Annotated in this window: 13 protein-coding genes and 1 riboswitch; of the genes, 6 read left to right on the forward strand and 7 right to left on the reverse strand. The window is 43.8% G+C overall.

Going from position 1 to position 10,184, the window contains the following annotated elements; all coding sequences use genetic code 11:
- Nucleotides 1–331: 331 nt before the first annotated feature.
- From I2484_RS11060 to I2484_RS11085, 6 genes are all read right to left on the reverse strand, one after another.
- Complete coding sequence (locus I2484_RS11060) at nucleotides 332–1,348, reverse strand: ThiF family adenylyltransferase (RefSeq protein ID WP_207151078.1); 1,017 nt, start codon at nucleotides 1,346–1,348, stop codon at nucleotides 332–334.
- Nucleotides 1,345–2,118 (reverse strand): thiazole synthase, encoded by a 774-nt coding sequence (locus tag I2484_RS11065; RefSeq protein ID WP_207151093.1) that lies wholly within the window; start codon nucleotides 2,116–2,118, stop codon nucleotides 1,345–1,347. Before I2484_RS11065 ends, I2484_RS11060 begins: the two co-directional genes overlap by 4 nt.
- Nucleotides 2,115–2,321, reverse strand: coding sequence for a sulfur carrier protein ThiS (thiS, locus tag I2484_RS11070; protein WP_186671555.1), 207 nt, complete (start codon nucleotides 2,319–2,321; stop codon nucleotides 2,115–2,117). The genes I2484_RS11065 and thiS overlap by 4 nt, the downstream gene beginning before the upstream one ends.
- Nucleotides 2,284–3,384, reverse strand: coding sequence for a glycine oxidase ThiO (gene thiO / locus I2484_RS11075; protein WP_207151079.1), 1,101 nt, complete (start codon nucleotides 3,382–3,384; stop codon nucleotides 2,284–2,286). The genes thiS and thiO overlap by 38 nt, the downstream gene beginning before the upstream one ends.
- Nucleotides 3,368–3,973 carry a thiamine phosphate synthase gene (locus tag I2484_RS11080; RefSeq protein WP_207151080.1) on the reverse strand — a complete coding sequence of 202 codons (606 nt, stop codon included), beginning with the start codon at nucleotides 3,971–3,973 and terminating at the stop codon, nucleotides 3,368–3,370. Before I2484_RS11080 ends, thiO begins: the two co-directional genes overlap by 17 nt.
- A 133-nt stretch (nucleotides 3,974–4,106) precedes the next feature.
- A riboswitch (TPP riboswitch) is annotated at nucleotides 4,107–4,215 on the reverse strand.
- A 73-nt stretch (nucleotides 4,216–4,288) separates the two neighbouring features.
- Nucleotides 4,289–5,008 (reverse strand): YebC/PmpR family DNA-binding transcriptional regulator, encoded by a 720-nt coding sequence (locus tag I2484_RS11085; RefSeq protein WP_207151081.1) that lies wholly within the window; start codon nucleotides 5,006–5,008, stop codon nucleotides 4,289–4,291.
- A 284-nt stretch (nucleotides 5,009–5,292) separates the two neighbouring features.
- Between I2484_RS11085 and I2484_RS11090 the strand changes: the two genes are divergently transcribed.
- From I2484_RS11090 to I2484_RS11110, 5 genes are all read left to right on the forward strand, one after another.
- Nucleotides 5,293–5,976 (forward strand): phosphoribosylaminoimidazolesuccinocarboxamide synthase, encoded by a 684-nt coding sequence (locus I2484_RS11090; RefSeq protein ID WP_207151082.1) that lies wholly within the window; start codon nucleotides 5,293–5,295, stop codon nucleotides 5,974–5,976.
- A 151-nt stretch (nucleotides 5,977–6,127) separates the two neighbouring features.
- Nucleotides 6,128–6,610: an RrF2 family transcriptional regulator gene (locus tag I2484_RS11095; RefSeq protein ID WP_207151083.1), complete on the forward strand. Its 483-nt coding sequence runs from the start codon at nucleotides 6,128–6,130 to the stop codon at nucleotides 6,608–6,610.
- 32 nt (nucleotides 6,611–6,642) lie between these two features.
- Nucleotides 6,643–7,596: an LLM class oxidoreductase gene (locus I2484_RS11100; RefSeq protein WP_207151084.1), complete on the forward strand. Its 954-nt coding sequence runs from the start codon at nucleotides 6,643–6,645 to the stop codon at nucleotides 7,594–7,596.
- Between the two features lie 40 nt (nucleotides 7,597–7,636).
- The gene (locus I2484_RS11105; protein WP_207151085.1) at nucleotides 7,637–7,852 is read left to right on the forward strand and encodes a DUF896 domain-containing protein; all 216 of its coding nucleotides are present in this window, start codon (nucleotides 7,637–7,639) and stop codon (nucleotides 7,850–7,852) included.
- Nucleotides 7,853–7,856: 4 nt separating this feature from the next.
- On the forward strand, nucleotides 7,857–8,849 hold the full coding sequence (locus I2484_RS11110; protein WP_207151086.1) for an LLM class flavin-dependent oxidoreductase: 993 nt from the start codon (nucleotides 7,857–7,859) through the stop codon (nucleotides 8,847–8,849).
- Nucleotides 8,850–8,923: 74 nt separating this feature from the next.
- On the opposite strand, the gene I2484_RS11115 is transcribed toward I2484_RS11110, so the two are convergent.
- A complete protein-coding gene (locus I2484_RS11115) occupies nucleotides 8,924–9,241 on the reverse strand; it encodes a hypothetical protein (RefSeq protein WP_207151087.1) in 318 nt (105 codons plus the stop codon).
- A 315-nt stretch (nucleotides 9,242–9,556) separates the two neighbouring features.
- Between I2484_RS11115 and I2484_RS11120 the strand changes: the two genes are divergently transcribed.
- Nucleotides 9,557–10,087, forward strand: coding sequence for a superoxide dismutase family protein (locus I2484_RS11120; RefSeq protein ID WP_207151094.1), 531 nt, complete (start codon nucleotides 9,557–9,559; stop codon nucleotides 10,085–10,087).
- Nucleotides 10,088–10,184: the final 97 nt, after the last annotated feature.

Raw genomic sequence — 10,184 nt, forward strand, 5'->3', positions numbered from 1 at the left:
TCTAGACATTGCTCCAGGTGAAAAATTTAAAAATCTATGTTTCCGATAGTTACTATACGGCCTATGTACAGGTGCTTTCGGATCGCTTTGGACAGAACGACTACTGCAGTATTATTGGGATTTCTTGACGCACCGCTACGCAGTTTTTTCGTTAATCATATAATGGCCGTTCGTCACTCTTTTCAGTAATGTAATCATGAATGAGTTTTTTATTATTTAGTAGCTTAGGATTTTCAGTTTCCGCAATTAGGGGGTGTGCCGTTTGGTTTACCTATACGGGGGAAAAGACATAAAAAAGAGCATAATAGCTATGCTCTTTTTTATACCACAATTAGCCAAGGAGCCTTGCAGCAATATTCCTCGCTGTCACAACATCCTTCGTTCCATGCACAAGCATGCGGCCGTCACGGAACAGTACAATGCGGTGGCCGTTGTATTCACAGGCAACGAGATGCGGATTGTGAATTAATTTGGAGACGCTACCACGAATTGATTCGGCGAAGGGGATGAGCTCAAACTTTCTACTAGTAGGCCAAGACAATTGGACGGTGTCACGTCCACAAAGCACCGCTGTTTTCATCGACTCACGCGCAGAAAGGAACGGATACACAGCATTTTCGGAACAGCTTGGGCAACCGGCTTTCTTCATGCTTGCGACCCCAATTGAAGCGCGGTCGCCTGTCCATAAATCAGCAGATTCAAGCTTCGGTTCAAATGGTATTCTCGTTATATATTTCAACACGTCAGCAACTTGCCGGGCCGCCGTAGTAACGACAATCGGGCTGATGACGCCGACTGTATCACACGTCAATGTCTGTGATGGCAACGTCTCTAGTATGCAATGCAGACAGGGCTGATTGTCTTGAATACCAATCGGAAACGTCAGACCATAACTGCCGACACATGCGCCCATGAAAAAGGGGATGCCAAGTTTTAGCGCAGCATCGTTCGCTAGCAGCCGTGTTTCAATATTGTCAGTTGCATCCAACACTAAATCGTGTCCAGTCATCAAATCAAGGACGTTTTGCTGCGTCACATCGACAACAATACCAGTTACAGCGACATCACTATTAATCGCAGTCAATCGTTTCTCCGCGGCAACCGCTTTTGGCAATTGCTCAATGACGTCCTGTTCCGTATACAGTTGCTGGCGATGCAGATTGGTCCATTCGATAATATCCCGGTCAACAATCGTTACGCGCCCAACGCCTGCACGGACGAGCATTTCAGCACCAGAAGAGCCAAGCGCGCCGGCACCTAATATGAAAATGCTGGCCTTACGAATCTGTATCTGTCCATCTTCGCCAATGGGGGCAAATAGCTCTTGGCGGGAATATCTCTCGCTCAAATGGTTACAAGCCCTTCCGCAGGGCTGCTCGCAACCGCGTAGTCGCGTTCCGACATCCGGCCTGCTTCATAGCCAAGTCGTCCCGCTTCAATCGCGAGTTTCATGGCAAGGGCCATTTTAATCGGATCTCCAGCTTCGGATACGGCTGTGTTCAATAAAACTGCGTCCGCCCCAAGCTCCATCGCATAAGCTGCATCTTTAGGAGACCCGATTCCTGCATCGATAATAACAGGAACAGTGGACTGTTCAATGATGAACGACAAGTTGAGTGGATTCAAAATACCGCGCCCTGATCCAATTGGGGAAGCGCCTGGCATGATTGCATGAACGCCCATTTCGCATAATCTGCGCGCGAGCACAACATCATCTGACGTATAAGGAAGGACGATGAATCCTTCATCTAACAGCATTTTCGTTGCACGAAGTGTTTCTACTGGATCCGGGAGTAATGATTGGTCACAGCCGATGATTTCAACTTTTATCATGTCACAAAGCCCTGATGCTTTTGCCAGTTTCGCGATGCGCACCGCTTCTTCAGCTGTTTTCGCTCCCGCTGTATTGGGCAATAGCGTGTATTTTGACAGATCAAGTTGTTCAAGGAAATTTGGTTGTGATGGCTCGAAGATATTCATACGTCTTACTGCGAATGTTAGAATTTCTGACCCTGATACTTGTACCGCCTCTTTTTGCACATCAAATGACGGATATTTCCCTGTTCCTAGAAGCAGTCTTGAATTGAATGTTTTATTACCGATTGTCAGCATAATTATCCTCCTCCTACAAAGTGAATGATTTCTATTTGGTCGCGGTCATTGATGGGCAAGTCATATGCGTCTTTCGCAAGAATATCTCTGTTCATTTCCACGATGACGATGCGTTCCGCAAGTTCCAGATGCCCAAGCAGTTCCTGCACATTACCAACTTCCGCGGGCATGTCATACCGATTGCCGTTCAGTTCGATTGTTCGCTTCATGGAAAATCCCCCTTTTTGGATCAAATGCCTTAATCCGCTCTGTATTCACTTCATTTCCGATGATTAAATCGCGAATCAAGCAGGCGGTTGCGGGTGCCAATAAAATCCCGTTCCTAAAATGACCAGCTGCAATATACATATTCTCTTTCCTGGGAACCCGACCGATATACGGCAAATCGTCAACCGTCTTTGGACGAAGACCTGCCCATCTGCTCATAACGGGAAAGTGGGAAAGACCAGGAATAAAATGTTCCGCAATTGTATTCAACGCTAGATGACCGGCATCTGTTAGCTGCAAATCTGTAAGTCCCTGTTCCATCGTAGCCCCGACGACGAGCGTTCCATCAGGGCGAGGAATGACGTAACAGCCTTTATGGAAAAGTGTATAAGGTAAGTGCATGCCCATCGCGTTGAGTTGCATACATTGGCCTTTCACTGCCGTCATATGAAGTCCTGGCACAAGCTTGGCACTCGCTGTACCACCTGCAATGACTAAATGTTTTGCGGTGATAATGGATGCCCCAATACGTATCTGGTAGCCGCCATGTAACAGTGTGATCTCATCGACTGAAGCCTGTTCTGAAACAGTAGCACCCAAACTTGTAGCCGCTGCGCAAAATGCCAGGCAAGCCTTTTCGGGATGAACATGGACGTCTGCTTCAAAAAGATACGCACCAAAAGCAGGTGTGGCGACATGCGGAATACGTTCGCGAACTTGTTTAGCTGAAAGATAAGCCGCGTTATTCCAACGGGAGAGGGCTATTCGTTCTTCTTCAGAACAAGCAAATTGAACAATACCGCCAACTGTAAAACCGATGTCAGCCCCTGTATCACATTGGAATTCTGTATACAGTACCTTACTTTCTTGCGCGAACGAATAAAAGGTGTCATTCAAGTATTCAGAGTGCGCACCGAGCATTCCACCAGCCGCACGAGTAGTGCCTTGAGCGATTTTATCGCGTTCAGCTAGGTGAACGGATAAGCCCGCTTTTGCTAAATAGTAAGCAGTGCTGCAACCGATAATCCCGCCGCCAATAACCACAACATCAACTGGTTGTGACATGGTTGGCATCCTTATAGGCTGTGGCTGCGATTTTAGGATTGTCACTGCTAATAAAGGACGACATCACCGCAATTCCTGCAACACCGCCTTGATTTAATTGCGGAAGGTGATGCGGTTGAATGCCGCCGATTGCGTAGACGGGGATGGGTAGCGATTCAACGATTTGAAAAAGCTCATCGGTTCCGCGGGGTGGCAAACCTTTTTTCGAACTTGTTGCGAATAAATGGCCATAAAGAACCCAGTCAGCACCTGTTTTATAAGCAGTTTCAGCCTCACCCATAGAGTGGACAGATCTGCCAAATGAGATAGCAGGAAATTGTTTTTTGAGTAGCGCTAGCGGTACGTCGTATCCGGGTAATTGAACTTTTTTGATCCCCGTAATTGAAGCGACATTAGTTCGCCCGTGGACAATCAGTTTAGTTGAATCAAAGCCGGATTCGATTAATTGTTGAATCAATATTATTATTTCTGAATCCAATTTCGATTTTTCACGTAAGATGGCTGCGTCGATAAAAGGTTCGATTGCTAACAGGGTATCGAGTAATTGACTATGTTCCAATTTGTCATCTGTTACTGCAATTATCTTCATAAAACTCCTCCTTATTAACGTCAATTCCTCCAGCGCTTTTCGGGGCTAGGCGGCGCCTTGCGCTTTTCCCTATACAAAAAGACCACTTTCCAGGTATGGAAAGTGGTCTGTCGATGGCATTAGGATGCACTGATAGGAAGACACGCCACTTCCCTACGCAGGTACGAACCTGTTCAGGTGATAAGGGTAGCGGAGTGGAACTCGTTTCTCAGTCCTTTAAAAGGATTCCCCTAATGGTCGAATATGTTATGAAGTTGTCAATCTATTAGTAGCATAGCATGTCAACGGAATGAATGAAAGGGTGAACGGTTGTGCTTAGTCGTCTAAGTGGACGTTGTGGTGCACTTGTTGTACATCTTCCAAATCATCCAGTACATCAATCATTTTTTCGAATTGCGCTTGCGCTTCAGGTGAAAGGGTCAAGTCGTTTTGTGCAAGCATCGTTATTTCTGCGACGTTATATTCTGTAATGCCGGCACTTTTTAAAACTTCCTGAACAGCATGGAACTGGTCTGGTTCTGCATAGATGATAACCGATTCTTCTTCATCGAGAATATCACGTACTTCGACGTCCGCATCCATTAACAGTTCGAGAACGTCGTCGGCAGACATACCTTCAATTCCGATAACTGCAGTCGCATCGAACATATAGGAAACGGATCCGCTGACGCCCATATTTCCGCCGTTTTTGCCGAATGCAGCACGCACTTCTGATGCAGTACGGTTGACGTTGTTTGTCAGTGTATCGACAATAACCATCGAGCCGTTAGGTCCGAATCCTTCGTAGCGAAGCTCGGTAAAGTTTTCTTCTGAACCGCCTTTTGCTTTTTCAATTGCACGGTCAATAATTGCTTTCGGTACACTGTATGTTTTTGCGCGTTCTACGACAAATTTCAGCGCTTGATTCAACTCGGGATCTGGCTCACCTTGCTTCGCTACTACATAAATTTCACGTCCGAATTTTGCGTAAATGCGACTCGTGTCTGCATCTCTTGAGGCTTTTTTCTCTTTGATATTGTTCCATTTACGGCCCATGAAGTTCCACTCACTTTCGATTAAGAATAGATTTACTACAATAAGTATACAACAATTGTATGCAAGTAGACGAGTGGAAATTTCAAAAAAATGGGCTGATAGGTTGTGTAAGGGAGAAAACATTTGCCTAATTTCTTCAGGTATGAGAATTTGTCTACTATCGTACAGTTTTTGTCGTGACAGGAAGAACATTATCCGATATTTAAGAATAACTCTTTTTCTTATGACGATTCTCAATTATACTAAGGGTGAACGTTCATCCTACTATAGAAGGGAACAGACGCATGGAACTCATATATAAAGGGAAGACCAAAGATGTATACAAGTTGGACGGCAGCAATGTACTGCTGAAATTTAAAGATGATGTAACCGGAGAAGACGGGGTTTTCGATCCTGGCGCGAACACAGTCGGCTTATCGATTGAAGGTGCAGGGCAATCCGGATTACGGATGACGAAATACTTCTTTGAAAAAATGGCGGATAAAAATATTCCTACTCATTATGTAACTGCTGATATTGATGAAGTAACGATGACAGTACGATCAGCGAAGGTTTTTGGCAAAGGGCTTGAAGTAATTTGTAGATACCGTGCAGTCGGAAGTTTCTTACGCAGATACGGCGCATATTGTGAAGAAGGACAACCTTTGGATGCCTTTGTTGAAGTCACGCTCAAAGATGATGACCGTAACGACCCGCCGATTAACGAGGATGGACTTGCGCAACTCGGTTTATTGACGACAGATGAATACGTTACACTTGAAGCATTGACGAAAGAAATTTCAGGCGTTGTTAGGGCTGAACTTGCAGCTAAAGGTCTTGACTTGTATGATATTAAACTCGAGTTTGGACGCGACGCTGAAACAGGTAATATCATGCTAATCGACGAAATATCTGGCGGTAATATGCGCGTCTATAAAGACGGTACATATATTTCACCAATGGATCTTGAAAAACTAGTACTTGCGTAAATGAAAAACCGCTGTTAATTCCATGAAAATGGAGTTGGCTGCGGTTTTTTTATTACAATCAAATAAGTGTACTTTAATGGTCCTGTAAGATACTGTTTGATAAAGAGGATAATGAATATCTATATTAGATTAAAAAGAAGAGGCGAATCTTATGCAAATGAAAACAGGTGTTGAACAATCGGTTTATGCGATTCTGATGCTTAATATGCTGCCGGATAGGGCGGTATTACCTGGAGAAGCGATTAGCCAGCAACTAGGAACTTCACCAACGTATTTTCAAAAGTTGTTGAGAAAACTGGTCAGTGCAGACTTGATTACCTCTGTACCAGGCGTAAAAGGCGGCTTCAAATTAAAGAAAAAGCCTGAAGAGATTCGGATATACGATATTTATCTTGCAATAGAGGGGCAGCAATCCCTTTATTCCGCGAGCGGGATTCTCGACGACATGCTTGATCTAGAAAAAGAAGATACAGGCTGTTTGTTAACGGACTTAATGGGAGAAGCTGAATCGGTTTGGAAATCCGTACTAAAACGCGAAACAATCGCATCATTAGCAGATGGAATTCAGACAGAGCGCTATCAAGAGAAAGTCGAATCTCTACAAGAATTAATTCGCGAAAAAATGGTCCTGTAATCGAAAAGAGTGAAGGCTAGGAGGGGGATATTATGGGGGGATTTCAATCACATAATGGTTTTGCACGAACGTTTAAGAAGAACAAATTAACACTTGGGTTTATGTTTCCTTTGGAGCCGGATGCTGGAAGGCTACCCAAAGTGGATTTGAAAGAGCAAATGAAGCTCGTAAAAAAAGTAGAAGATTTAGGATTTGCTTCTTTGTTTGTTAGGGACTCTCCGTTATTCGATCCTAAATTTGGAGATACGGGTGTTATTTATGATCCTTTCATTTTTCTCGCCTATGTAACAGCACATACGAATAAACTCGCGCTTGGTACTGCAAGTGTCGTCACAACATTACGTCACCCGCTCCACTTGGCTAAATCAGCTGCATCTTTGGATGAAATGTCTAATCAACGCTTCTTATTCGGTGCTGCAACTGGTGACCGGCCAATCGAATTTCCCGCATTTAAAGCGGACAGTAACGAGAGGGCGGAACTATTTAGGGAGTCGTTGACAGTCATGAAACAGGTGTGGAAAGAATCATACCCGCGGATTCAGACAGAAAGGGTTGGTATGACAGAAGGAGATATTATACCCAAACCTGTCTTAGCTGATATCCCTGTTTTCGGAACGGGGTATTCTGGTCAAACGATTGAATGGTTGGCAGAACATATGGATGGCTGGATGTTTTATGCGCAAGAAGCAAATCGTCAGCGTGAAATGATAAAAATTTGGCGACAGGCAACGGGTAAGTTCAAACCATTCATACAGCCCTTGGTTCTCGACTTATCAGAGAATCCGTTGGCCGCCCCTACTCCGGTTCCGATAAAAGTTGGCTTTAGGTCTGGTCATAAGTTTTTAATCGACTATCTATATGCTTTACAAGCTATTGGGGTTAATCATGTCATATTGGGTCTGAAAACGGGTAACCGCCCTGTGGAAGATGTAATTCAAGAAATAGGGGAATATGTACTACCTCATTTTCCGTCGTTTTTGAAGTGAATTCATTTGGAAATAAATAATATGAAAAGAGGGAGAAAAAGTGATTAAAGACTTAGATCGCATCAATGAGCTAGCGAAAAAACAACGTGTAGAAGGTTTGACAAACGCTGAAATGGTTGAACAAACAGTATTGCAGCAAGACTATTTAAGGGAAATTCGTGGGCAATTTCTGAACACCGTTTCAGGCATAACTGTGATTGACCCGCTTGGGGAAGATGTCACACCTGAGAAGCTTCGTCTAGAGAAGGGACGCTAAACATATGAGATTAAGTATACTGGATCAAGCACCGGTTACTAGCGGAAATACTGCCGCAGGTGCTTTGAAAAAAGCAGAAGAACTGGCTATCTTGGCAGATGAATTAGGCTATCACCGCATGTGGATGGCTGAACATCATGGAACAAAAACGTTTGCAAGTTCAGCACCTGAAGTAACAGCTGCTCACTTGGCTGCCAAAACGAAAAATATTCGTATTGGTACAGGTGGCATCATGATGATGCATTATTCGCCATTGAAACTAGCTGAAGTGTTTAAAACATTGAGTGCATTTTCTCCTGGCCGAATTGACTTTGGCGTCGGTCGCGCGCCGGGCGGGGATAACAACTCCATTTATGCACTTTCTGAAGGACGCAAACCGATGGTCAATAATATGTATGAGAAGTTTGAGACGGCACTGCAATTGATTAACGATGAAGTGCCGGAAGACAGCTTGTATAACAAAACAATCGCAACCCCGTCTAACATCGTTTTACCGGAAGCATGGTTGCTTGGTTCTAGCGGCAACAGTGCAATCCAGGCAGGTCGGATGGGTGTAGGCTATTCGTTTGCGCAGTTCTTTTCAGGCGGCATGACCAAAGAAATTTTAGATGCATATAAAAAGAACTTCCGATCTTCAGCATTCCTGGAAAGTCCTGAAATCAATGTGTCCTATATGGTAACAGTAGCTGAAACGAAAGAAGAAGCTGAATTTGAAGCAGTACCTCAAGACATTGCCCGTTTAATGTTGATGAAAGGTCACCTTGGGCAATCCTTAACGCCTGAAGAGGCACAAGATTATCCGTTGTCGGAAATGGATCTTATGACCATTAAAGAAAACCGTAAACTGCATTTAGTGGGAACAGCTAAAGAAATTGCGACGCTATTACAAACAGAGCAGGCGCATTACGGATTTGATGAAGCTATGATTTGCAGCATCCCTCACTCGCAAAAGAAACGCTTGGATGTTTATCGTTTATTGGCGAAGGAACTGTTTTAAAGTTGATTTTATAAAAAAATAAACCGCCGCCAATTCGACGTGAATGAAGGAATTGGTGGCGGTTTTTTTGTACCTTACTTTTGCTCATTCGCTGAACTCCATAGAGTATAAAATATGGTTAGAACACCCAAGGAAATGACGACCAGTTCAAGTACTATTGAACCGCCTCCATTTAATTCATCGGCGAGAATTCCACCAAGCATTCCGGTATAGCCAGCGATGCCTATGGACATAGGTGAGATAATGTATAGTAAATACTGAGCTGCACCAAGCTTTTTACTGTTCCAAATAAAGACAATGCATGACAGTAATCCGATAATTAACAATCGGTCAATTTTAGTCAAATAGCTCTGCAAATCAGCAAAAGACATTGTGAACGACAATAGAGACATGCGATTTCACCTTTCCCGTTTGAAGTAAGACAAAGTTATATGGAATATGTTTCCATACATGGTAACCCAATCTGTGTTCTAGAAATCGCAGAAGCAAATATAAAATATATATATAATTGAACATATGAATACATGAGAAAGTTGAGGGAAGGCATCCCTTAAGCGTCGAAGTGTATTTGAAGGGAATTTCAATTTTAACTTTGAAAGGAAAATAATTCTACGTTTTATACATATTAAAATGAATTAAAGCCATCCTCCATAGTGAAGAGATATCGAGGAGGAATCATATTGAAACAAAAAATTGTAGTATCCATCATGTTGTCCGTCCTTCTAATTGCCGGTGGGTGTGGAAAGAATGGAGTGAAGTTACCGGTCACTGGGGAAAGCGTCCTATCGGTGACGTCGCCGATATTGAATACGAAAGGAATTAAAATTGGTGAGGCTAGCTTTGTTGAAGGGATCGACGGCGTGACAATTAACATCGAAGCCGAGGGATTGTCGCCAGGCAAACATGGCATTCATATTCATGAAACGGCTGTGTGTACACCACCCGACTTTAAATCTGCTGGGGGTCATTTCAATCCGGGGCATAAAGAACACGGGTTTGATAATCCAAAAGGGTTTCATTTAGGTGATTTGCCTAACCTTGAAGTCGATGCAGAAGGGAAAGTCACTGCCGAAGTGACAACTGCCTTAGTTACGTTAAAGCAGGGCGTAGAGAATTCTCTGCTCGATACTGACGGCAGTTCGCTTGTTATTCATGACAAAGTAGATGACTACAAAACGGATCCAGCGGGTAATTCAGGTGACCGGATTGCTTGTGCGGTAGTGAAGAGCGGTTCTTAAGCGATCATAACCAGCGCCTGACCGATCATATATGTAGCCAAGCGATCATAACCAGCGCTTGACCGATCATATATGTAGCCAAGGGATCATAACCAGC

The sequence above is a fragment of the Sporosarcina sp. E16_8 genome, assembly GCF_017347095.1.
Taxonomy (GTDB): domain Bacteria; phylum Bacillota; class Bacilli; order Bacillales_A; family Planococcaceae; genus Sporosarcina.

What these genes read in the sequence shown, in the direction of transcription:
- I2484_RS11115 (WP_207151087.1), bottom strand. Translation starts at nt 9,241, where the DNA reads ATGTCTCTATTGTCGTTCACAATGTCTTTTGCTGATTTGCAGAGCTAT.
- I2484_RS11110 (WP_207151086.1), top strand. Translation starts at nt 7,857, where the DNA reads ATGAGATTAAGTATACTGGATCAAGCACCGGTTACTAGCGGAAATACT.
- I2484_RS11100 (WP_207151084.1), top strand. Translation starts at nt 6,643, where the DNA reads ATGGGGGGATTTCAATCACATAATGGTTTTGCACGAACGTTTAAGAAG.
- thiS (WP_186671555.1), bottom strand. Translation starts at nt 2,321, where the DNA reads ATGAAGCGAACAATCGAACTGAACGGCAATCGGTATGACATGCCCGCG.
- I2484_RS11090 (WP_207151082.1), top strand. Translation starts at nt 5,293, where the DNA reads ATGGAACTCATATATAAAGGGAAGACCAAAGATGTATACAAGTTGGAC.
- I2484_RS11120 (WP_207151094.1), top strand. Translation starts at nt 9,557, where the DNA reads ATGTTGTCCGTCCTTCTAATTGCCGGTGGGTGTGGAAAGAATGGAGTG.
- I2484_RS11085 (WP_207151081.1), bottom strand. Translation starts at nt 5,008, where the DNA reads ATGGGCCGTAAATGGAACAATATCAAAGAGAAAAAAGCCTCAAGAGAT.
- I2484_RS11080 (WP_207151080.1), bottom strand. Translation starts at nt 3,973, where the DNA reads ATGAAGATAATTGCAGTAACAGATGACAAATTGGAACATAGTCAATTA.
- thiO (WP_207151079.1), bottom strand. Translation starts at nt 3,384, where the DNA reads ATGTCACAACCAGTTGATGTTGTGGTTATTGGCGGCGGGATTATCGGT.
- I2484_RS11095 (WP_207151083.1), top strand. Translation starts at nt 6,128, where the DNA reads ATGCAAATGAAAACAGGTGTTGAACAATCGGTTTATGCGATTCTGATG.